The sequence below is a fragment of the Wolbachia endosymbiont (group B) of Silvanus unidentatus genome, assembly GCF_964028615.1.
Taxonomy (GTDB): Bacteria; Pseudomonadota; Alphaproteobacteria; order Rickettsiales; family Anaplasmataceae; genus Wolbachia.
Genome location: NZ_OZ034795.1, coordinates 1,137,898 through 1,161,790, shown reverse-complemented (window position 1 = coordinate 1,161,790; position 23,893 = coordinate 1,137,898). Strand labels below are relative to the sequence as shown.

The following is a 23,893-nucleotide window of genomic DNA, read 5'->3' as shown; positions in this document are numbered from 1 at the left end:
AAATGAATAGTAAACCTAACTATAGGTTAATATGAAAAACATATTTTTATCAATAATTAATAATATTTAGATACTTTATATATCAAGGAGTTAAGTTACCATGATAGAGCTTGTAATATATGCTTTACTAGCGGCGTTTATTTTTTCACGCTTATATAATTCTTTAGGAAGATCAGCCAGTCTCAACCTAAAAAAGCTAACAGGTGTATTGGATGTAAGTCAAAGTAAAGAAGATGTGGTAGAAAATATCGAAGATTATATTTATAGCAACGACAAAAGTTCAATAGAAACTACTTATGAACAAATATTACAAAAAAACAAAGAGTTTTCTATTTCCAATTTTATAGAAGGTTCAAGCATAGCTTTTGAATTAATAATAAAATATTTTAACCAAGGAAATTTACCTCAATTAAAATCCCTTCTGGACAAAGACTTATATAACAGTTTTGTGGATAAGATTAAACATCGTAAAGAGACACATGAGTCCATAATTGTTTCTATCGTTTCACAAAAGATCTTAGAAATAAAGTTAGTAAAAAACGTAATATTTATTGCAGTATATTTCCTTTCAGAGCAAATTAACTTCGTTAAGAATAACGAAGGAAACATCACATCAGGTAGCATGTCTACTATTAACAAAGTTGAAGATGTATGGCAATTCAAAAAAAATATTAATTCATCAGATCTAACTTGGTTACTTGTTTCTATTAACTATAAGAAGGCAAGTACTGATAAAAATTTAACAACAAATGACAACTGATGAAAAGTAGGCTACGAGAAATAGTACTTGATACTGAAACTACAGGTCTTGATACTAAATCTGGCCATCGAATTATTGAGATAGGATGTGTAGAACTAATTAATCGTATTCCAACAGGTAAAACATTTCATCGATATCTCAATCCAGAAAGAGATATACCTTACCACTCATTTAAGATTCATGGTATTAGTGAGGAATTTTTGGAAGATAAACCACTATTCTCAGATGTTGCACTTGAATTTCTTGACTTCATATCCAATGACATTTTGGTGATTCATAATGCTGAATTCGATGTTAAGTTCCTTAATATGGAGTTAGGCAAGTTAAATGCTGGGTTAATTTCCTCAGATAGAGTGCTAGATACATTACCACTTGCAAGAAAAAAGTTTGTAGGATCACCTGCTTCTTTAAATGCATTATGCAAGCGTTTTGATATATCGCTAGAAGGTAGAGAGTTACACGGAGCATTAGTTGATGCTCAATTGCTTGCAAAGGTCTATGTTGAGCTTACAGGAGGATTGCAAACCTTTTTATTTAATAATGAATGTGCTCAGGACAATAACTCTACGTTTATTCAACATAAAGTGCGTAATTTAGCTCGCAGAGAACATTCACCAAGTATTAAAGAAATTGATGAGCATAAGAAATTGTTAGATAAAATTAACAACCCACTTTGGAAGGAATATATTGAATCAATCAACTAATCAATATATGATTTAACTTTATTGGAAACGCTTTAATGATAAAGTTTATAAGGTTATTGTCTAGTTTGCTAATAACAGTAGCAGCTATCTTCTTAGGTTATTGTTATTTTACTAAGCAAGGCATATTTGTTTCACAAAATACAGAAATTAAAATAGGTGGGGATTTTTCTTTGATTAACCAAAACGGGCAAATAGTACGCAGTAGTGATTTCAAAGATAAGTATATGATGATTTTTTTTGGATTTTCCTCATGTAAAAGAATTTGCCCTATGAACCTTGGAATAATTTCAGAAACACTTGCAAAGTTAGACGAGAAAACTGACAACAAGCTACAAACATTTTTTATCACAGTTGATCCTGAGCGCGATAATACAGAAAGGCTTAAAGAATTTCAGCAGCAATTTGACCATAGAATACAAATGCTCACTGGTGAAAGACAAAAAATAGATGAAGTAGTTGCAAAGTATAAAGTATATGCAAGTAAAGTAGATGGAGAAGAGGAAATTAACCATTCTTCAATGATATACCTTATTAGCCCTGAAGGAAAATATGTCACACACTTTGTAGCTGATTTAAATTCAGATGAAAGTCAATCTGATAAGATTCTGGCTGAGATAAAAAAATATGTAAGCTGAACTAAAGAGCTTAGCTTACTTTAAATTTATGCTAACAGCTATTTTGATTAAACTAAGTCGTTTTTTTAATTTTTTCTAGGATCAACTCAGCAGCTTTTTGTTCAGCAATTTTCTTACTAGGAGCGCATGCAGAAACTTTGTCATAACTCTCTATGCAAACTGATATAGTAAATTCAGGATTGTGTGCTGGTCCAGTTTGTTTTACAAGCTCATACTTCGGTAAAGGTAATTTATTTCTCTGAGTCCATTCTTGCAGTGAAGTTTTAGGATCTTGAGGAGGATCGAGGATGTCCTTAGCTAGCTTTTCCCAATGTCGGATAATAAATTTCTCAACACTCTCAAGTCCGCCGTCAATATAAATTGCACCTATTAGTGCTTCAAGCGAATTTTCTAAATTTTTTAAGTTACATTTTCCTCCGTTACAACGTTCACTATTATTCATGATAATAAAGTTACCTAACTCTATTTCTTTAGCAACATTAGCAATGGTACTGCCACAAACTAAATCCGTTTTTCTTTTTGCCAATGCTCCTTCTTTTTCTTCAGGAAACATTTTAAACAGCATAACAGACACAACCATATTCAAAACACTATCGCCCAAAAACTCTAGCCTTTCGTAGCTTACAACCTGGTCTTCGCTATTTCTCTTATTTACGCTTGGGTGGGTTAATGCCTCTTCTAATATTGCATAATCTGTAAATTTATAATTAATAACTTTAGATATTGTATCGTTCAAAACTCTCATATTAATCATTCAATAGAAAAGCACTCTCTATCATACCTCTACACTAAAAAGTTAGCTCTACTTTACTAAAACAATATCAATAACTTCCAAAATTAATGTATACAACCCACTGCTTCAGTAATGTTACTAAATCCATCTCTTTTTACCAATTCTGCAAGCTCCAGATTGATTTTGTTCACAACTTGATGCCCCTGGTATACAAGAGCAGTGTACAGTTGTACTAAAGAGGCTCCTGCCTTTATTTTTTCATATGCATCAACACCACTTGAAATTCCTCCGCATCCTATCAATAGAATTCTGCTTTTAGTAAGCTTGTACATGTCACTCAATAACTCGGTTGAAAGTTGAAATAATGGCCTGCCGCTCAACCCACCACTCTCATTATAGTAAGAATCTCGACTTATCGTAGTGTTGCTTACTATTAAGCCGTCAATTTTATATTCTAGTGTAAGCTCAGCGATATTTTCTTTTGTTTGCTGATCTATATCTGGAGAAATTTTTAATATTATCGGTATGGATTCAGAGCTATCGATTGATTTTCGGGTTAGAGTGATAGATTTCAACAATTTGGATAATTCTTGTTTATTGTGCAAATTGCGCAAGTTAGGTGTGTTTGGAGATGAGATGTTCAGTACTATATAATTGCTCTTTCCATATACTATCTTTATTAAGTCAACATAATCGCTGATTTGGTCCTTTGATGTACTGTTTCTTCCTATATTTATACCAAAAATACAATTACCAAGTTTAGTTTCACTTATCTGTTTAAGAAAATAGTCTACTCCTTTATTATTAAATCCCAATCTATTAATTATTCCTTCATCTTTAATTAATCGAAAAATTCTCGGTTTTTTGTTTCCATATTGGGGATGTTTAGTTACAGTACCAGCCTCAATAAATCCAAAACCAAATGAGAGCATCGGCTTTACAACTTCCGCATTTTTATCAAAACCTGCAGCAAGACCTACAGGACTCCTAATTTTATTACCAAAAAAGTTTACATTTAAAGACTTAGGTAGTTCTATAGGTTTCCTACAGGGCATCTTTTTTAACGCCGTTATTACCAAGGAGTGAGCGATTTCAGGCGGCAGTAAAAACAATAAATTACGTAATATCATTTTGTAAAACACTTTGCTTATTTTTAGTTTATTTTTTACCATGCAACAAGAATAACTTAGAAAGCTTGAGGTTTATCAAAATAGTAAGTATATAGTTTCTATGGGTAGTAAAAACTAATTTTTCTGAAGGGAAACCAGAACTTGATCAGTATTTTCATCTACTAATTCGAGGTAGCCAAATTTGTTAATTTGAGATTTTATTAGTATAGGAATCTTATTTCGATTTAAATAAAATCCCTGTTTTGATTGTTTATTAATCCGCAACCTTACATCCCCATTTTTCCAAGCAAGCATCTTATTTATTCCAGATTTTTCTTTACAATTATCTTCATTTACAAATCCTAAGTATTCATCTTCTGAAGAAGATATTGCAATCTCGCATATTCTATACCCTACCCAATTCCCTAGATATGGATCAGTATCGTCTTTTTCGTGAAGCTTGAACTCTCCTTTGACATATTCCCATGGAGCTTTTGCATCACCTACCTTTTTTAGAAAGAGTACGTCCTGATCAAAGTTTATAATGGTCCTTGTATGAAATGTTGTTAAGCTTGTGTCCCATAATAGTTTTTCTGTGATGCTAAAATGCTCTTTATCCTTTTGCATATTTTGAAATGATACGATTATCACATCTGCTCCAACTTCTCTTCCATAGTTAACATATTGACTAGCACGCCCATGTTTGGCTGTGAATGATGACTTACCTATTAACAGAAAGTCATTAAATAACGCATTATATATAGTCTGTGCACTGTAAGCTGTACCGACGTAAACCGGCTGTTTGTTGGATGAAGGGTACTTTTCTGGTGCAAGATGAGTATACGAGCTCTTTAATAAATAGTGAAAAGTGCAACTGGTAAGCAAGAAGGGCAAACCAATCAATAATAAAACTTCTGTTAATCTCTTTGGCATTTTACTGCTTATATTTTGAATATAGTATCTTATTTTTTTAAATATTTCATTAAAAGCCACACTTCTTGTTAAAATTTCAGAAGAAAAAACGATCTAATTGGAGTAAGAGGCCGGGACCGGAATTGAACCGGTATAAAAGGATTTGCAGTCCTCCGCATAAGCCATTCTGCCACCCAGCCGTTTTTTATGCGTAGATATTAATTATATCTTTTAGCATAGATAAAGCATCCTCTTTTTTTCTTTGAAAAGTGTTGCGCCCGATAATTGAACCATTACCACCACCTTGCTTAATTTCTTTTGCCTCATTGTATATATCATCCACTGACTTTGACTCACCACCAGAGAAAACTACTATTCTTTTTCCTGCAAAGCAAGACTTTTTAATATATTCAATTCTTTTAGATAATGATTCAATATTTTCTATTTTTTCTCTTTCCAGATGATTGGTTGGAAGTTTTACTTTTATTATGTTGGCACCGAGCAAAGCCGCTATATGCGCAGCATAGGCAATCACATCAACTGCTGTTTCACCTTCTTTGGAAACCCCTTCACCACGTGGATAAGACCATAGCACTACAACAAGGCCACAAGATTTAGCCTCAGCTATAATTTTGCGAGCTTCTTCCATCATATCAAAACACTTAGCAGAACCAGGATATATAGTAAACCCAACAGCCATGCAGCCCAAACGCAGCGCATCTTTTACAGAGGCAGTTATTGCTTGATCTGAAGTTAAGCTTTTTGAGTGCAAAGAGTTAGCGCTATTAAGCTTCAAAATAAGTGGTAGCATTCCAGCATAAGTTGAAGCACCAGCTTCGATCATACCAAGCGGAGCAGCGTATGCACTTACTCCTGAATCAACTGCAAGCTGAAAATGATAATGTGGATCGTAAGCATCAGGGTTAACTTCAAAACTTTTTATTGGTCCGTGCTCAAATCCCTGGTCTACAGGGAGAATTACTAACTTGCCAGTTCCACCAAGTTTCCCATGCATAAGAATGCGAGTAAGATTCGCCTTTACTCCAGGGTTTTCACTTTCGTAGTAACTTAGGATTTGTTTTACTTCTTCACTCATTAATATCTTCAAATTTACTCAAAGTGTAGCAAAAACTATAGTTGAAGCAAAGACCTTTTTATGCTCTTGTTCCTACGCCTATATTTAAAGGTGTAACTTTAGGATCAGTAGTATGCTGTTGTGGTTTTTCTTGAACTAAATCTTCAAAATACATTTTAACAATAGGAAGAACGAGCGGCATAAGTACTAATTTGTAGTCATACCATGCAAATTTTTCTTTATAACTAAATTCCGCATCTTCTTCATATAAACACTGGGTACAGTATTCACCATATAGTTCAAAAGCTTTCACAAAAGTCCTAAGTAAAGCAATAAGTAATAAATCTAATGCTAAATTAGCTATTAGCATCGTTCCATATTGAACAGGCCAGCCATTTTGTGCAACTTCCGACATTAAACTGCATACAGCAAACGCTGCTGATATACATATTACATAATTATCAGCAGCAATAAGTAGATTGTATCTTCTATTTAACCTATCTAGATTTCCTTCTTGTGAGCCTCTTTGTTTACTTGCTGCATAGATAATACTACAAAAGGATATAATAAATAACCATGGCCAAACTCCAATGCTGAATGCATAAAATTTATAAGCAATATTTTGCACTTTGCCACTGTTAGCAAGTTGTGATAAGCAATATTTGACTTGAGGCGACGGACCAAGTACCACATTTGCTAATATAAAAAATAAACATGCTCTATTCACAGCTTTCTCTCTACGCAATAGAATCTCATTGATTCTCCTTTGTTTTTCCTGCACTTCTCGCTGTAATGTTATAGATATGCCAGCTGCTTTTAAGTCGTTAAGATATTTCTCTAGCTTATCTTTATCTGCACTAAGTTTTTTAAACTTTTCTTCAGCTATTTTTTTCTCTTTCTCTCCTACTACTTTATCAGGGTGACATTTTAATGAAGCTCTTCTAAAGCGCCGCTCAACTAACTTAAGTACATCATCAAACTCCTGGCTTATTACTTCTTCCGCTTTTATTCCCAGCCTTGAAAATAAATTCCGTAAATCTTGATTACTGTAATATTGATTTCTGGTTAAACTTGCCACTATAGCCTCATTAAAAAATAGTGACTATACTACAAATTTAATACTCAAGCAAGAATTTAAACTATATCAAAAGCAATTCCGTGTTTACCAATATAAATCCTTAATTTCTTTCCTTTAATTAATCGACGATTCAGTATTTCTTCAGCCAAATGACTTTTTATCTCTTTTTCAATCAGCCTCTCTATTGGGCGTGCTCCCATTTCTTTGCTATAACCTGTTTGCGCAAGATAAGACTTTACTTCTTCTTCCACTGAGCAGCTTATACCCTTTTGCACAAGTTGTTTTTTTAATTCCTGAATAAATTTATCCACAATGTGCAAAATGACATCCGCATCCAAATCAGAAAAGGAAATGACTGCATCAAGACGATTACGAAATTCGGGGCTAAAAACCCGTTCCATTGCTTTTTCGCTGTCACTGATGTTAAAGTTTTTATACCCAAAGCCAATAGAACTTTTGTTACGTTCAAATGCCCCTGCATTGGTTGTCATAATTAAAATCGTATTGGAAAAATTAACCTTACGTCCGTAAGTGTCTGTAACACAACCATAATCCATGATTTGTAGTAATATATTATAAATATCACTATGAGCTTTCTCAATTTCATCAAGAAGTACTACGCTATATTGATTATTAGATACAGATTCTGTAAGCAATCCACCTTGGTCGTAACCCACATATCCAGGAGGGGAACCAATCATTCTAGATATTGTGTGAGGTTCCATATACTCAGACATATCAAACCGAATAAGGTTCATACCCATATTTTGTGCTAGCTGCTTCGCAAGCTCAGTCTTACCTACACCAGTTGGCCCTGCAAAAAGATACTTTGCCAAGGGTTTATTGTAACTTCTCAGACCAGATTTAGCAATTTTAATAGAATTAACGAGAAACTCTATCGCTTGCTCTTGACCAAAAATGGCCCTATTGAGATTTTCTTTCAAAGATTTTACTCTTTGCATATCATCAAACCCGCAAGGTACGTTTGTAATCCTAGCGATAGTACTCTTAATGTCTCTACTGTTTATAATTTTTCGCCTGCTTTTTTGTAACTTACAATATGCCCCTGCTTCATCTATAACATCAACTGCTTTATCAGGTAATATTCGCCCAGTAATATACTTGTGTGAAAGTTCAGCTGCAGATTTAATGGCATGTTTCGTGTAATATACTCCATGATACCTTTCATAGTAATGCTTTATACCATCTAGTATCTTTACTGTATCATTAATAGAAGACTCTTTTACATTAATTTTTTGAAACCTCCTTGCTAATGCTTTATCCTTTTCAAAGCTATTGCTATATTCTCTATATGTAGTTGCACCTATACAACGCAACGCACCTCTTGCAAGTGCAGGTTTGAGCAGATTGCCAGCATCAAGAAAGCTGCCACTTGTTGAACCTGCTCCAATAATAGTGTGTATTTCATCAATGAAAAGAATAGCGCCAGGTTTTGCCTCAATTACTTTTATTATAGATTTTATTCTCTCTTCGAAGTCACCTCTATAGCGTGTTCCTGCAAGAAGTGATCCTAAATCCAAAGCATAAATTATGCTGGATCTCAGTGCACTCGGAACACTACCTTCAATAATTTTCAATACCAAGCCTTCAACTATTGTTGTTTTACCAACACCTGGTTCTCCGACATATAAAGGGTTATTTTTTCTGCGTCTTAGCAAGATTTCTATAGTGCGATTTAATTCATAATCACGACCAATGACATAATCTATTTTTTTGCTTCTTGCATAATCATTTAAATTTCTACAATAATTTTGTAGAACTTCTTCATCTTTTAATAATTCACCTTTATTTGCTACAGTAGAGATATCGTTATTCTTATCAAGTTTTATCTTGCGATTAGTTACATATTCTTCTATATCACCTGAATATTTTATATTGGATATGTTATAAATCAAATTAGAATCCTTTGCATTCTGTTTGCATAATAGCTCTTCAATGTATAAATCTTGCTCAGACAGAATCTCTAATAGAATACTTGCTCCATTTATTTCTTTTCTTCCCAGACGATGAGCTCGTATCATGGCTTTATGTATTATGCGTTGAAATAGCACATCAGGCTCAACTTTATTGACAGTTAATTCGGAGTTGTCTTGTAAAAAACCTTTCGCATTATTACCACGATCATTCCTTAATATAATATTATCTATATTTATGATTTCACCAGCTCTGATGTTACATCTTGATAAAACATAATTTACATCCACATCTTTGGTTAATGCTAGCAACAAATGTTCCACTTTTGCATATTTAAGCTTACAATCAGAAGCAATCTGTAACGCTCTATTTAAACTTGCCTCTAAATTTTTAGAAATCATCTATTCTCTTTAAAAGTGTAAATTTATATATAATTAGTAGCACACAATTATTAAAAAAACTGAAATCTAGCAGCTCGTTGTAGCCAAATTGAATTAAGCTACAGATTATAGTCCACACAGCCTAACATTATACCGTTGTGATAATCTCAAAACGTTATAAGCAGCAGAATTAAGATTATCAAATTGTAGGTAAATCTAATTTGGGCTAGCTATATATTCTTTCTACCATCCTCCAATCACTTCACTTTGCAGCAAGTTTACTGGAGCTTTTAAAGAATAGAAGAATAGTTAAGTACATTAATACGCTTTTTCTAGTACTCTGCTTTTCTTCTTAAATACATTGATCTTTTTTCTACCGTATTTAGCCTTTAACGTACTTGGCCTTTTAAAGATCTTTTTGCTGTTACGTTTTTGAGATTGCATACTACAATCAAAATTTGGCTCTCCTTCTTTATCTGCTAGTGCAGGCAGTCTTCTCTTATCTTGAGGTGTAACAAAAGATAATGCAAATCCTTCAGCTCCCGCACGTGCAGTTCTACCTATACGATGAACATAATCAGCTTGCGATTGTGGTACATCATAATTGATAACATGTTGAATGTGCGGAATATCAAGACCGCGAGAAGCAACATCTGTTGCAACCATGATTTGATTGCGGCCACGACGAAAAGAATCAATGACTCTTTCACGCTTGTGCTGCCTTAAATCACCATGAATTGCCAAAGCGCTATAGTCATCTTTGTGCAATTTGTCAGCTAGCTGATCCGCTCCTCGCTTTGTTTTGACAAAAATAATGATTGATCCTTTGCGCTGACATAATTGTGTAACAAGCTTGCCATATTTTTCTGATTCTGATGCATAAACAACTTCTTGTTTAATTTTTACAGAAGTTGTAGCCTGGCAATCGACAGAAACACGCTCTGGTTGATTAAGATATTTTTCAGTAAGTTTTACTATTTCTCCAGGAAGAGTTGCAGAAAACATAAGAGTTTGCCTTATTTTAGGCAAATGCTTCATAATTTCTTCAATCTGAATTCCAAAGCCCATATCAAACATACGATCCGTCTCATCAAGCACAAGAATACCAACATTCCGAGTAACTAAAGTTTTACGCTCAATATGGTCTATAATACGACCAGGAGTACCTATTATAATTTGTGGTTTTTTCTGAAGCTGATTTAGCTGCCTAAAAATAGGCTCGCCTCCGATCAACAAAGCAACTCTTAGTAAAGAACTTTGAGATAAGAGTTTTCTTATCTCACTTGTTACCTGATGAGCAAGCTCTCTGGTTGGCACGATGACTAAAGCTGAACCAATGCTTGGCTCATTCATCAATTTAGCAACCAGTGGAATAGCAAACGCTAAGGTTTTTCCAGTTCCCGTTTGAGCAGACCCAAGAATATCTTTGCCCTGAAGAGCTAGAGGAATCGCTTGCACCTGAATCGGGGTTGGAACACAAAGATTATTTTTACTTAGAGCTTGCCTAAGCAAAGTTGGAAGCCCCATTTCATGAAAATTACTCACAATACATTACCCTATTAAAAAGCTTCACGATAGACTAATCTTCCAATCTTAAATTTATTGCAGACTTTTTATCTTCTCCGTTCCTACCACGCTCTTCTTTAAGCTCATAACTTACTCTTTCCCCTTTCATTCCTCTCTTTTTATCCTCTCCTCGAAGTTCATCAGGTCTTATTCCTGAACGTTCTAATGTACTAACATGTACAAAAACGTCCTCACCTTTACCTTCTGGCTTGATGAAACCATAGCCTTTTTCAACATTAAACCATTTTATATTACCAAATTCCATATGGATAACTCCTAAACTACTAACTAACATTATTAATGTGATGAAAAACTTTGAAATTACGATTTAGAATGCTTTAAGCTTAGTTACTGCAACTAAACTTCTATACTCCATAGTCTATTCTTAACATTACATAGTAATAGTACACAATTATTGTACTTAATGCAACTAAAATTTTTAATCACTAAGTGAACCTGCTACTGTCATTTCGCTAACTTTAATCGTTGGTGAATTAAACTGCCCACAGAAAGTTAGGTCATTTGCAACAACTAAATTGCTAAACATATTTTTCAAATTGTCGGCAACAGTAATCTCGTGTATTGGATACGTTATTTTACCATTTTCTATAAAAAATCCGCATGCACCTTGACTATAATCGCCATTGATTAAATTAACACCAAAACCAAATAAATCAGTTACATATATTCCTTCTTTTACTTCCTCAATTAATTCCTTAAACGATCTATTACCATTTTTGAAATAGAAATTACTAGCTGAAGGAATAATTGCAGCATTACTTGCACGAGTTGCATTTGCGGTCGTTTCCAAGTTTAATTTCCTAGCCGAATATAGATCTAAAATCCAGTTTTGTAGTACTCCATTTTTTACAAATTCATTTCTTCTGCTCATTATTCCTTCCCCGTCAAACGGTCTTGATGTTATACCCCTTGGTAACAATGGGTCATCAATAATGCTAATCTCAGTATTAAAAATTTGATTATTTAAACTATTTCTCAAAAAAGAGCTATTATTTACAATATTGCTACCATTTATGGCAGAAGCAAAGCTCTTTACTAGCTCTTTTGCTGCTCTTTTTTCAAAAACAACCGGAAATTTGCCTGTCCTGATTGTACATGAACCCAATTGATCTATTGCTCTTTTTGCTGCTTCTTTCCCTATTGACTCCGGTGTTTTTAAATCACTGAAGTTGCATGCTACATCGTAATCGTAGCCTATTTTCATTTCACTCTTTTCTCCAGCAACAACAGAAACCTGATTAACAAAAGTTGACTTACTAAATGAACCAACAAAACCAGAAACGGTTGATAATACTGTATTTACTGAAGTATGTGAAGATGAAGCTCCTTCGGAATTAATAATATTTTTATGTGCAAGAGCTGAATTTTCTGTAGCTTCAGTAATTTCTTTTAATTTATCAATTGTTACAACATTATTATCTGAGATATTTAAATCTGCAGAAGAGATATAATTACTGCCATCTACAGCAAAACTAATATAAGGATCTTCCTGGGCATTCTTTGCCATTTCCACCACTTGGCTCACTGCACTACTAAGATTATTCAAATCGTTTGTGGAAATATACGCAGCTTTGTTCTTACCTGCTATAGCTCTAATTCCGACAGTACAGTTTCTAGATTGTGATATTTGTTCAATTTTTGATAGACGCTGAGAAACCGAGGTCTTATTAGTTTCATATATTGTAACTTCTGCGTCTTGATTCTGCTTTTTTATTAGTTTAGTGATATCTGCTGCAATATTTAATATATTCATTTTTCATTCCTTGAGTTTCTATAAAGATTCTGCACCACCTATAACTTCAATCAAATCAGTTGTAATTGCTGCTTGACGAGAACGATTATAAAGTAATGCTAGTTCATTTAGCATTTCTTTTGTATTTCTGTTTGCTGATTCCATAGCAACCATCCTAGCACTATTTTCACTTGCTGCACTTTCAAGTAAAGCAGAATAAAGAGCAGCTGTAACATAATCTTGAGTCAAAGATTTTAAAATAAACTCAATATTTTGTGGTTCATACTCATAGCTGTAATCTGTTAGAGGACTAACTACAGAATTATCAATTAATAATGAGTCTTTACTCCATGGTTTTATTGTTTCTAATATTGGCTTTTGCATGAAGGTATTATAGAATTTACTGTAAAAAACCTTAACTTTATTGTATTTACTTAGATCTATATCACTAACCAAGGCTTCCACACGCTTTAGTGTGATTCCCTTACTATTTTCAACCTTCAAGATATTTTTAGAATTAAATCTATTTTTGCCTGTCTCAAAAGCTTTCTTACCAAAAAAAACAATGTCTACTTTCTTATCATTTGCAATTAATTTGTTTATATGCTCCTGACTGAATTTAACAACAGAGGAGTTAAAGCTGCCACATAAACCACGATCAGATGCAATAATAAATACTAGGAAAGAATCTTCATTATTGATATTTAGAATTCTTGCTAGTAACTCTTGATCCGCTGATAGCGCTAGTGAAGAAATAATGCTATGCAGCTTAGATATATGCAATTTTGAATTTGATAATTTCTTTTGGCTTTGTAATAATTTTGCTGCAGAAACCATTTGCATTATTTTCGTGGTTTTCTGCACAGACTTAATATTTTTAATTCTTAAGGATAATTCCTTTAAGCTCTTCATTTTGTATATAATTCTAATTTATTAAAATATATAACTGGTAATGTCTAAAGACAAGTTTTTTTGACATTGGAGTCAAACCTAACTAAGAAACTCACAGATTTACTGTTTTGAGATAAAGATTATATTAAAGCAATCTCGATGTAAAAGTATCAAACCTTATGGAGTCTTATAATATAAGGTAAATACAATTAAGACTATTGCAACTTGAGCACTTATAATCCCATTGCTTTAGCTCTTTATTACAATCAGCACATTTCCAACCTGGATCAGGCACAGCTTCTGAGTCCATCCTGTTTAACCAATAAATTGCTTGATCATACTCTTGCAACATAATCTTGAGCTGTACCATAACAAGGTAGATTGATATGTAATTAGCTTTTTTCATAGCAATATCTAAATGCTGACTTGCAAGATCATATTTCCCTAAGCTAATTGAAGACAAAGCAAGCAAGCAATAACTAAAATAATAATCAGGGCGTAAGTTATATAGTCTTTCAGCGCCTTTATTATTTAACTTGATATACATTCTAGCTGATTGAGGAGTAGGATTTACTCTATACTCTTCCTCTAATACTGTGGAAGCTTTTCTGATTTTTTCAAGCTTGATATATAATTCTGCCTTTAAATAATTGATGGGCTGAAAAGTTGCATAATAACTTTGTGCTTTAGCTAAATAATCTATAGCTTTGTAAAAACTTCCTTTACTTTCGTATTGCTTTGCTAAAGCGCAATAAAAAACCGCTAACATCTTTTTACGATCAAAGGGAAGAAAAATATTGAATTTGATAGCTTCCTTTAACTTTGAAATTGCATTTATCCAATCTTCTTGCAATATACAATGCTCTATTTGAAAGGGAATAGACAAAATTTTATCATTAATTGAACTAGAGCAATATTCTATAAATTTTTGAAAGACTAACCTTTCTTGCTTTAGGTGAATAATCAGTTTATTGATCAGAAGTAGAGCTAAGTTGCGATTTTTACTTGCAATACTCGTTAAATTATGGCTGAAAAAGCTGTAATTTCCCGTTTTACCTGAATTAAAGAGCTTTACTAAAGATAATTTATCACTTTCTTCATTTAGATTTTTAATTAGCTTATTGGTGTTCTCTATATTACCTAAGTCTAAGCTAAAGAAAGCTTCAAAGAGAAGCAATTCTTCCCTACTTCTTCTTCTATTTTTTATGTTAGCAAATGTTGATGAAATAGAAGAACAAAAACGTGCAACTGCTATCAATAAAAATAATAAGACTACGCAAGAAAGAATAACGAAATATAGATCAACACTTATAGTGTAATTGCCTAATTCCAGTTTTATTACTTCACCACTTACCTTGATCCATATACCAAATAAAAACGAAAAAGCAAAAATTATAAAATAAATCATGAGATGTATTGTAATAAGTGATGATATATTATTGAAGTATTCTTGAAAGCTACAATAAAATCATTCAATTTATTAAGCCATGGCTTGAATTCTGGGTATGTTAAGTCACTTATTGCGGTGGCTATGCTCTGCCAATCATTATCGCTTATTAATTCTTCAATTTCCGCAAGCTTTAACCTGAGTGGATCACTACGATCATCTATCTTTATCCAATTTGAAATGATTTTTTTAAACAAGTTACTTTTATTGTAGTTAATAACAGTCATGTTCTTCTCAAAAGACAATTTCAACCCGCGTAAAGTATCTAACTCTTTCAAATTTTCCAATTTATTTACTGCATTTTCTATCTCTGGATCGTCAAGCTCTGATATCAAAGGCTTTATTGAATTTATATGATTATCAAACTTGGCTTCTCGCAATAACGAATTCTTCATCTTAATCACAAGTAGCAGCAACTTTGCGAGGTTCTTATGCCTTAAACTACCATCACCTTGCTCACATTGAGTGTGCAGATTTCTCTTTAAGTCAAATATCCTTTTCTCTACCCTAGATTGATTCACTTCAAGCAATACTCTAAGTTCATCCATCTTTTCCGTTAAACCATTTATACTATTTTCACTTTCTTGCTGATTTATTTTGAAAAATATTATGTTATTTATTGCAATATGGCTAACAAATAACAATATAATTAAGAACCAACCTATGCATTTTTTTCGAGTATCATTCATAACGTAATATCTCCGCTGGGTCTTGTGCAGCTGCCTGCAATGCAGGAGGAATTGTTGCTAAAAATGACAAGAACAATGCAAGTGCAGAAATGTTCACTACATCTTGAGAAACTAATATCACTGGCAAACTTGAAAAAAAGTATATCATAGGATCAAATAGCTTGATGTTGGTAATGTTTTCTAAAAACACTCTAATATTTTCAATGTTGAGAGAAAAAATAACTCCTATAACAGAGCCAAGACAAGTTCCTGTAAAACCAATTAACAGCCCACAAGCACAAAATATGCGCATAATGCTTCCACTTGTTGCACCAAACGTACGCATAATTGCAATTACGGATTTCTTTTCTTGCACTATCATCATCAAACTTGAAACAATATTGAATGCTGCCACAACTATAATCAAAGTAAGAATTAAAAACATCACATTTCTTTCAGTTTTTAAAGCATTAACATAATGGCTTTGCTGAGATTGCCAACTTTCAGCTTTCATTCCTGTTTCTTCTACTATAGCATTTGCTAGCTTATTAGCCGCAGCAATATCGTCTATGAACACTTCTATATTTCTCACACTATCTTTATAATTAAAAAAAGCCTGAGCTGATTTCATGGGCATATACATCAAGGTATTGTCGTACTCAAACATACCCATATCAAATATTGCTACAACTTTATATTCTTTCATTTTTGGTATTTCACCAGACAGTGCGTCAAATCCTTCAGGTGATATAAGCATAATGTTATCACCATAATCAATATTCAAAGCTTCTGCTAATCTTGCCCCTATTATGATACCTTCATCGAATTTTTCCACGTTACCCATAATTACATTATTCTTAACGGTAGTATTATTAAGTAAGTCTTTAGTTGACACACCACGGACTACGCTACCCACAATTCCACCATTTGATGCAACGATCACTTGATCATTGGTCATAGAAGTAGCTTTTAATACACCTGGGATTTTCTCAATAGATTTTAACACTGCGTGGTAATCTGAATTTATGCTTCTATCAAAGTAAACATTAATATGGCCATTAATGCCAAGTACAGAGTCGAGCAGCTTTGCTCTGAACCCATTCATTACAGACATTACTACTATTAGCGTTGCAACTCCAAGAGCAATACCAATAATAGAAAACAAGGCCATTATAGAGCAAAATCTAGAATTCTTTGCTCGCAAATAACGAATAGCCATAGTAAATTCAAAGGCAATAGACATTATACTAAGATTTAAATATCATACTTTTTATGCTTCATATAACTGTAATTTTTCCTTTACCTCAAATGAGGTTGTCTAAATTTAGCAAGCTTATAGAATATATTCAATGTTCTATATTAAGACCTTCCATATATATCGTCCAATCTTACTATATCATTATCAGATAAAAACTTTCCTACCTGAAACTCAACTATCTCAAGAGGAAATCTTGTACTTTTATTCTCAATTTTATGAAACACCTTCCTTGGAATCTCTACTACATGATTTTTTGTTATAGCATATGTTTTGTCATCTAAACTCACGCATCCAACCCCTGATAGTATTATATGGTACTCATCTCTATAGTGGTGAAATTGCTTAGAAGTGCAGCTCAGTGGATTTATAAAAAGGTATTTTATAAGAAAATCCTTGCCCATTAAAACTACACTATAAAATCCCCATGGCTTAATCTCTTTCCTTATTGGCTTTACTTCCTTAACTTTATTAATGAACAACATTAGGCTCTTACTTGGCCGTTTATAAACTCTACCTAGTAAATTTTTTGCATCATTTTCTGTCATCAAAACTGGCTCTCTTCCTTTGATTACAGCTTGAAACGACTCAAAATTCTTATTAAATCTCTTACTTAACTCTAAAACTGAACCCCAAGTGCCAACATCCATCCAATCGAAATTGGCTTCTATCATTACAATATTTTCTGCTTTTTCTATCACTAGGTGATCAATAGATGTATCACCCATTCCTGCACAATTTTGCTGTTCTAAATACAGAAATCTCTCTCGTGATACAAAATGCTTCATACTTTCACAACATAAATTATAGAGAGTCGGAGCAATTTTTTTTATCTCATCTATATAGCGTTTTGCTCTAAACACAAATATTCCAGAGTTCCAATAATGATCGTTACTTACCTTACGCTCGGGTTTTTCTGTAAAATCTTTTACTATATGACATTTTTCTTTCTGACCATACACTGCATTTATATAGCCGTATTCAGAATTGAATTCATGAGGCTTTACCCCAAAAGTGACTATAGAGTCAGTTTCAGAGGCTAGCTTAGACGCTTTCTCAATAGAAACATAAAAACTATTCAAATCACCTATAAAATGGTCTGAAGGCAGAACTAAGATTGTCTCGTTCCTATCGCAGAGAAGCACAGCAATTAGTATTGCTGCCGCTGTCCCAATTTTAACTGGTTCAAAAACTACTTTACATTCTTGTAATGCATGTAATTCCTGCATCAATAATGACTCATATTGTATATTTGTAGTAATGATGGGTGGCATATAATCGCCTTTTAGCCTCAACAAAGTGTTGTGAAACATAGTATTCTGACTAAATATTTTCTGAAATTGCTTTGGCTTAGATAGAGGCCAAAGTCTGCTGCCACTACCACCACACAGTATTACAGGGCGCATTTAATTAAGATATTAATTATTTGATTAATATCTTATACTAACGGCAAAATGCATGCAAGTTTTTATTGTGAGATGATTAAAGTAAAAAGTAATTTAAAGTGATGGTTGACTACGAGCATTATGGAATCCCTACATTTCGTGATGAGTCTTGTCTTCTTTCTATCTCTCTATCAATATGAGGAGTGCTGCTTTTTTGATTAACGGCTGCAGCTATTTTTTTATCAGTTTTGTTTTGCGGCTTCTCCTTTAAGCTTTCTCCAACACCTGATTCTCTGGATTTATCTATACTTTCACTACTTTTATTCAGCGCCTTTTCCAATTCTCTTTCAATACCTGGACTTCTAGCGTCAAGCTCATCCCATGTGCCCACTATACTGAGTGGCTTATGATCCTTCTTCTTCGGCTTTGGCCTTTCCCCATTTGTAACAACATTAAAGTCGCTTTTTATTTCTTTCCAACATTCTTTCAATTGGTGTTTCCACATAGTAAGATAAGCATCACCATACTTTTTCTCATTTGCTACAAATAATAAAATTGGAACCTTAAGTATTGTAGCTCCCATATTTACTAAATTTTTTACTACCACTGCAGAAGTGAAAAAAAGATAACCAAAAGATTTTGCAACTCGATTTTTTCTAGCTATCAAATTCTCTCCTAATTTTATAGGAATGAAAGTCAGGAGTCTAGCACAAATCTTAGCTAAACCCGCAGCAAAAACAATAGGAACAGATATCAGACTTTTATCTAGCTCTAGACTACCATTTTGATCTCTAATTTCTGAAAAATTAGTGCTTAATTTTTTATAATTACTAGTGTATAGTAATTCTTCATTTCTTCCCTTTTCATCAACAACTCCCTGAACTTTACCCTCTCCATTTTTTACCTTTTTCATTAGCACAGAAGAGTGAGTTAATTCAAACGGATATTTAGGATCATTAGTTTTTTTAGCTTCAAAAATTGGAATATGTTTTTCAAGATCGATTTTTGAAAACTCAAATGGTTTATAGTAGCCATCATAATGCTTAACATCCTTGTTTTTTTCCCGATTACGATTAACTAAAAAGTCAATGGTAAAATAGGACCTATCATCCATTTTCTCGACAAAAGCTAATTCAAAAATTTTCTTGCCATACAAAAGTTTATATATAGTCTCATCATTACTATTCTTACTTTCTACAACTTTCCCAGATTTTACAATCTGATCGTAATTCTTTGGATATTTGCATTTTCTTCCATCTGTATATGTCATTACCTTTCTAAGATCCTTGACATAAATTTGAGATTCAGATGAAGCAAATAAACCTTTTGCTTTAAGCGTAAAGTCTGCTACTCCTTTTTTTAACACTCCAAACATGTTGTCAAACCAAAATCACTATAGCTCAATAATAAAATTAGTAAACTAATAATATACTAACACAGAACTAACAATTTTACAAGAAAATATGCCTATAAAAGAAAAAAGTCGTAAAAGCAAGGACTATATAAGTAATGCTTGATAAGTATTTTATGCATGTAATTGTAAAAATCCTTAGAAGTACGCTGTCTATATAATCTTCACACACTACCTGCATTCCAAGAACTGCATGCCAAAAAATGCAAAACACCAGTATAACAAAAAACAAAAGCTCTAGTGGATGATTAATAGCCTGAAATAATTTTTCATTAAAAGATAAAGGGCTATCAACATAAAATGTGCAAGAAAATGAGTAAATAAACCAAGGAAATAAAAATAACAAAATCACCGCAGAAACACGCTGGATCCACCAATGATGTACTGAATTTACAGATTGACTCATATAAATATAAAAGCCATAGTAGAAAGAAATAGCATTATTGTTAGTAATATAGCACTTTTTAAAACACTAGCAATTTCTAAATTAAGCCCAGCATCCCACAATAAATGACGAATACCATTGAGAAAATGATACATAAAGCTTACAAAGCATAAGATATAAGCTAATTTAGCAACAGGAGTGAACAATAATGCATTTAAGCACCTTACTATAATTAACTTAGGGGAGTAAACATATAATATAAAATACCAAGAAAGTATGATTAATAAAAGAAATAGCAAGATACCAGTCAATCTATGCATAATAGAAAAAAAACTAGTAACTTGTACTTTATATATTTGTAAATGTGGGGAAAGAGGCCTGTTACTCATAAAATTTCGTTATCGAGAAATTAAAAAATAAAGTAGAAGTAAAGACAGCAGTATAGTACATAATGACACTATTATTTGAAATGGTGAATTACGTACAAAGCCTAAGGAGGTAATCCAGCTGCAGATTCCCCTACTGCTACCTTGTTACGACTTCACCCCAGTCACTGATCCCACTTTAAATAACTCCTTCCTTGCGGTTAGGCCATTAGCTTCGAGTGAAACCAATTCCCATGGCGTGACGGGCAGTGTGTACAAGACCCGAGAACGTATTCACCGTGGCATGCTGATCCACGATTACTAGCGATTCCAACTTCATGTACTCGAGTTGCAGAGTACAATCCGAACTGAGATGTCTTTTAGGGATTAGCTTAGGCTTGCGCACCTTGCAGCCCATTGTAGACACCATTGTAGCACGTGTGTAGCCCACTCCATAAAGGCCATGATGACTTGACATCATCCCCACCTTCCTCCAGCTTATCACTGGCAGTTTCCTTAAAGTACTCAGCATTACCTGATGGCAACTAAGGATGAGGGTTGCGCTCGTTGCGGGACTTAACCCAACATCTCACGACACGAGCTGACGACAGCCATGCAACACTTGTGTAAAATCCGGCCGAACCGACCCTATCCCTTCGAATAGGTATGATTTTCATGTCAAGAAGTGGTAAGGTTTTTCGCGTTGCATCGAATTAAACCACATGCTCCACCGCTTGTGCGGGTCCCCGTCAATTCCTTTGAGTTTTAATCTTGCGACCGTAGTCCCCAGGCGGAATGTTTAACGCGTTAGCTGTAATACAGAAAGTAAACTCCCCATATTTAACATTCATCGTTTACAGCGTGGACTACCAGGGTATCTAATCCTGTTTGCTCCCCACGCCTTCGCGCTTCAGCGTCAGATTTGAACCAGATAGACGCCTTCGCCACTGGTGTTCCTCCTAATATTTACGAATTTTACCTCTACATCAGGAATTCCTCTATCCTCTTTCAATCTCTAGATTAATAGTTTTAAAAGCAATTCCAAGGTTAAGCCTCGGGATTTCACTTTTAACTTATTAACCAGCCTACGCGCCCTTTACGCCCAATAATTCCGAATAACGCTAGCCCTCTCCGTATTACCGCGGCTGCTGGCACGGAGTTAGCCAGGACTTCTTCTGTGAGTACCGTCATTATCTTCCTCACTAAAAGAGCTTTACAACCCAAAGGCCTTCTTCACTCATGCGGCATGGCTGGATCAGGCTTTCGCCCATTGTCCAATATTCCCCACTGCTGCCTCCCGTAGGAGTCTGGACCGTATCTCAGTTCCAGTGTGGCTGATCATCCTCTCAGATCAGCTATAGATCATTACCTTGGTAGGCTATTACCCCACCAACTAGCTAATCTAATATAGGCTCATCTAATAGCAATAAATTTTTCCCCCGTAGGGCGTATACGGTATTAGTTGTCGTTTCCAACAATTATTCCGTACTACTAGGTAGATTCCTATACATTACTCACCCGTCTGCCACTAAGTTATACCATAGCAAGCTACAATATAACTCCGTTCGACTTGCATGTGTTAGGCCTGCCGCCAGCGTTCATTCTGAGCCAGGATCAAACTCTCAAATTTAGACTTCAACCTATAAAAGGTTGAGGGTACATCGGATAAATCCGACAAAAAATAATTTAGCTTAATACTGCTGTCTTTATTTCTACTTTAGAAATATTTTAATCTCCAACTATTCAAACAACTTTAAGGATATTATTATGTGATATAATCACTATGTCAATATGTTTTTGCAAATCAAAAGCATTAATGTATAAATATATAACTATTTGGAATATTAACATGAAAAAATACATCTTTCTGCTTACACTTGCGCCAATGTTAGTTGGCATCACATTATACTTATTGCGCAACATTGATAACACAAAACAATCTATAACTGCAGGTGACAAGTTTTACGAAGTATTATTCTTAAAAAAAGATAATAAGTCGCTGCTAGAAGAAATAGATTCACATTGGGAGTATTTAGCAAATTTTGAACGCGCATTCAATCATATCTCAGATTCAATGCCAACAGACACAGCATCTATTATTTATAATGATTTGGCAGACGATAAAGATGCTCCTGATGTTTTACGTGAGTTAGCACAATACTTAGAAGTAATGAGCTTACTTCACTCCAGCGGTGAAAAAACAAATAGAGATAAAATTAGTAATTTAGAATCAAATGCAGTGTACCCTTATTCAAGCCAAGAAGCTATCGCTATAGTAAAGATACACAGTAACGACATTAAAGGTGCAATTGAAATATTGCATTCATTATTAAATGATAGAGAATGTCCGACTCTAATCAAGGCCAATGCACAAGAATTACTTCGGATATACGAAAACTAAAAAACTTGCTTGCATAACAATTTGGCAGCGCATTTAATGAAATAAAGAACTTTACTTGACAAACCTCCCTATTTTATTATGGCACTAAAAGTATTTATGACTCAAAATTTGTTTTTGACTGTAGGATCAATCACAAAATCCAGTAAAAACTTAGGTGTTTATTGGTAGATTACATAAAATTATAGCGGTTTTTTAAATTTTTTCTATATTCAGCCAAGTCGCGCTTGTTAGAACATTATTACAGCACCACTTACAGCAATATAGAGTCAAAATTTCACTACTCAGAGGTTCCTTTTACCTTTTTATTTAGTAAGACTTCTCTATATTTATAGTTAATATATCAAAGAATAAACTTCACTAGCAGAATGTCATTCTAGCACTAAAATGACAAAAAGAGGATAAAATCGCAATAGTATGTATCAAGCACCGTTGTATTTTCTCTATATTTTAGATTATTTTGTTTACCCCCCTCCCTTTACCATTCAGCTACGCAGATAGTTACTACAAACCGTAAAGATGTTTAAAAGAAATCTAATTTTTTATCAACTCATACATTTCATTACCAACTTCACAACAAGGTTCTGCAGTTGGATAAAAATAATCAAAAAAGAAATAATCCTTTAGTATTTCTGTGCTGCATCCAGAATTATAGTAAGTATCAAGCCTTCCTTTAAATATCAACAAGAGTATCTTTATACTTTTTCCAAATCACCCTACCCTAAACTGGTCTACGATGTTTGATAGGTATGCATCTCGATCATTTAACCCTTTGCTCTTATATTTACCAAGCATACTTTTCATTTTAGAGTTAAGATCGAATGCTTTTATTTCAAGATCTGCACCTTTCTTCATATAATCTAAATTATTAGCTAATTTTGTATTAAAACTCTGTGTAAGCTGTTGCAGCCAGCTCTCTTGCTTTTCGTCTTTATTAAAGCTAGTATCAAACCAACCTCAGTCACATTTGCAACAATCACATGCTTTACACCATATTCATTTAGAACCAAATGCATTACATATTTCACTAACCGCTTTATTTCAATAC

22 protein-coding genes, 1 tRNA gene and 1 rRNA gene are annotated in these 23,893 nt (G+C 33.7%); 4 read left to right on the top strand and 20 right to left on the bottom strand.

Features of this window, described 5'->3' with window-relative positions:
• Positions 1-100: 100 nt before the first annotated feature.
• The 3 genes from ABWU65_RS05515 to ABWU65_RS05505 are packed head-to-tail and all read left to right on the top strand — an operon-like array spanning position 101 to position 2,099.
• Positions 101-760 carry a Tim44/TimA family putative adaptor protein gene (locus ABWU65_RS05515; RefSeq protein WP_007302466.1) on the top strand — a complete coding sequence of 220 codons (660 nt, stop codon included), beginning with the start codon at positions 101-103 and terminating at the stop codon, positions 758-760.
• Complete coding sequence (gene dnaQ, locus ABWU65_RS05510) at positions 760-1,464, top strand: DNA polymerase III subunit epsilon (protein ID WP_007302465.1); 705 nt, start codon at positions 760-762, stop codon at positions 1,462-1,464. Before ABWU65_RS05515 ends, dnaQ begins: the two co-directional genes overlap by 1 nt.
• Before the next feature lie 35 nt (positions 1,465-1,499).
• Entirely contained in the window at positions 1,500-2,099 is a 600-nt protein-coding gene (locus tag ABWU65_RS05505; protein ID WP_007302464.1) for an SCO family protein, read from the top strand.
• A 52-nt stretch (positions 2,100-2,151) separates the two neighbouring features.
• On the opposite strand, the gene rnc is transcribed toward ABWU65_RS05505, so the two are convergent.
• The 19 genes from rnc to ABWU65_RS05410 form a co-directional block, all read right to left on the bottom strand.
• The gene (rnc, locus tag ABWU65_RS05500) at positions 2,152-2,844 is read right to left on the bottom strand and encodes a ribonuclease III (RefSeq protein WP_012481989.1); all 693 of its coding nucleotides are present in this window, start codon (positions 2,842-2,844) and stop codon (positions 2,152-2,154) included.
• A 92-nt stretch (positions 2,845-2,936) separates the two neighbouring features.
• Complete coding sequence (locus ABWU65_RS05495) at positions 2,937-4,004, bottom strand: quinone-dependent dihydroorotate dehydrogenase (RefSeq protein ID WP_353280419.1); 1,068 nt, start codon at positions 4,002-4,004, stop codon at positions 2,937-2,939.
• Positions 4,005-4,076: 72 nt separating this feature from the next.
• Positions 4,077-4,874: a hypothetical protein gene (locus tag ABWU65_RS05490; protein ID WP_052264760.1), complete on the bottom strand. Its 798-nt coding sequence runs from the start codon at positions 4,872-4,874 to the stop codon at positions 4,077-4,079.
• Between the two features lie 107 nt (positions 4,875-4,981).
• A tRNA-Cys gene (locus ABWU65_RS05485) sits at positions 4,982-5,053 on the bottom strand.
• A gap of 5 nt (positions 5,054-5,058) precedes the next feature.
• Positions 5,059-5,949, bottom strand: coding sequence for a class I fructose-bisphosphate aldolase (locus tag ABWU65_RS05480; RefSeq protein ID WP_007302460.1), 891 nt, complete (start codon positions 5,947-5,949; stop codon positions 5,059-5,061).
• Positions 5,950-6,007: 58 nt separating this feature from the next.
• Entirely contained in the window at positions 6,008-7,006 is a 999-nt protein-coding gene (locus ABWU65_RS05475) for a hypothetical protein (RefSeq protein WP_007302459.1), read from the bottom strand.
• Positions 7,007-7,062: 56 nt separating this feature from the next.
• On the bottom strand, positions 7,063-9,342 hold the full coding sequence (locus ABWU65_RS05470) for an AAA family ATPase (RefSeq protein ID WP_007302458.1): 2,280 nt from the start codon (positions 9,340-9,342) through the stop codon (positions 7,063-7,065).
• Positions 9,343-9,639: 297 nt separating this feature from the next.
• Positions 9,640-10,848, bottom strand: coding sequence for a DEAD/DEAH box helicase (locus ABWU65_RS05465; protein ID WP_007302457.1), 1,209 nt, complete (start codon positions 10,846-10,848; stop codon positions 9,640-9,642).
• A gap of 52 nt (positions 10,849-10,900) precedes the next feature.
• Complete coding sequence (locus tag ABWU65_RS05460; RefSeq protein ID WP_007302456.1) at positions 10,901-11,152, bottom strand: cold-shock protein; 252 nt, start codon at positions 11,150-11,152, stop codon at positions 10,901-10,903.
• A 174-nt stretch (positions 11,153-11,326) separates the two neighbouring features.
• Positions 11,327-12,661, bottom strand: a complete 1,335-nt coding sequence (locus tag ABWU65_RS05455; protein WP_264682603.1) for a TldD/PmbA family protein — start codon at positions 12,659-12,661, stop codon at positions 11,327-11,329.
• An 18-nt stretch (positions 12,662-12,679) separates the two neighbouring features.
• On the bottom strand, positions 12,680-13,552 hold the full coding sequence (gene atpG, locus ABWU65_RS05450; RefSeq protein WP_353280418.1) for an ATP synthase F1 subunit gamma: 873 nt from the start codon (positions 13,550-13,552) through the stop codon (positions 12,680-12,682).
• A gap of 166 nt (positions 13,553-13,718) precedes the next feature.
• Entirely contained in the window at positions 13,719-14,939 is a 1,221-nt protein-coding gene (locus ABWU65_RS05445) for a tetratricopeptide repeat protein (protein ID WP_264682602.1), read from the bottom strand.
• A complete protein-coding gene (locus ABWU65_RS05440; RefSeq protein ID WP_264682601.1) occupies positions 14,936-15,667 on the bottom strand; it encodes a hypothetical protein in 732 nt (243 codons plus the stop codon). The genes ABWU65_RS05445 and ABWU65_RS05440 overlap by 4 nt, the downstream gene beginning before the upstream one ends.
• Complete coding sequence (locus ABWU65_RS05435) at positions 15,660-16,889, bottom strand: lipoprotein-releasing ABC transporter permease subunit (protein WP_264682600.1); 1,230 nt, start codon at positions 16,887-16,889, stop codon at positions 15,660-15,662. The genes ABWU65_RS05440 and ABWU65_RS05435 overlap by 8 nt, the downstream gene beginning before the upstream one ends.
• A gap of 116 nt (positions 16,890-17,005) precedes the next feature.
• Positions 17,006-18,307, bottom strand: coding sequence for a sugar phosphate nucleotidyltransferase (locus ABWU65_RS05430; protein WP_265025131.1), 1,302 nt, complete (start codon positions 18,305-18,307; stop codon positions 17,006-17,008).
• A 118-nt stretch (positions 18,308-18,425) separates the two neighbouring features.
• Entirely contained in the window at positions 18,426-19,661 is a 1,236-nt protein-coding gene (locus ABWU65_RS05425; protein ID WP_254229902.1) for a hypothetical protein, read from the bottom strand.
• A gap of 76 nt (positions 19,662-19,737) precedes the next feature.
• A complete protein-coding gene (sdhD, locus tag ABWU65_RS05420; RefSeq protein WP_012481986.1) occupies positions 19,738-20,103 on the bottom strand; it encodes a succinate dehydrogenase, hydrophobic membrane anchor protein in 366 nt (121 codons plus the stop codon).
• Positions 20,100-20,471, bottom strand: coding sequence for a succinate dehydrogenase, cytochrome b556 subunit (gene sdhC, locus ABWU65_RS05415; RefSeq protein WP_012481985.1), 372 nt, complete (start codon positions 20,469-20,471; stop codon positions 20,100-20,102). The genes sdhD and sdhC overlap by 4 nt, the downstream gene beginning before the upstream one ends.
• A 102-nt stretch (positions 20,472-20,573) precedes the next feature.
• Positions 20,574-22,077 (bottom strand): 16S ribosomal RNA (locus tag ABWU65_RS05410).
• Between the two features lie 153 nt (positions 22,078-22,230).
• On the opposite strand from ABWU65_RS05410, the gene ABWU65_RS05405 reads away from it, so the two are divergent.
• Positions 22,231-22,848 carry a hypothetical protein gene (locus tag ABWU65_RS05405; RefSeq protein ID WP_012481984.1) on the top strand — a complete coding sequence of 206 codons (618 nt, stop codon included), beginning with the start codon at positions 22,231-22,233 and terminating at the stop codon, positions 22,846-22,848.
• A 708-nt stretch (positions 22,849-23,556) separates the two neighbouring features.
• On the opposite strand, the gene ABWU65_RS05400 is transcribed toward ABWU65_RS05405, so the two are convergent.
• Entirely contained in the window at positions 23,557-23,700 is a 144-nt protein-coding gene (locus ABWU65_RS05400) for a hypothetical protein (RefSeq protein WP_007302443.1), read from the bottom strand.
• Between the last annotated feature and the right edge of the window lie 193 nt (positions 23,701-23,893).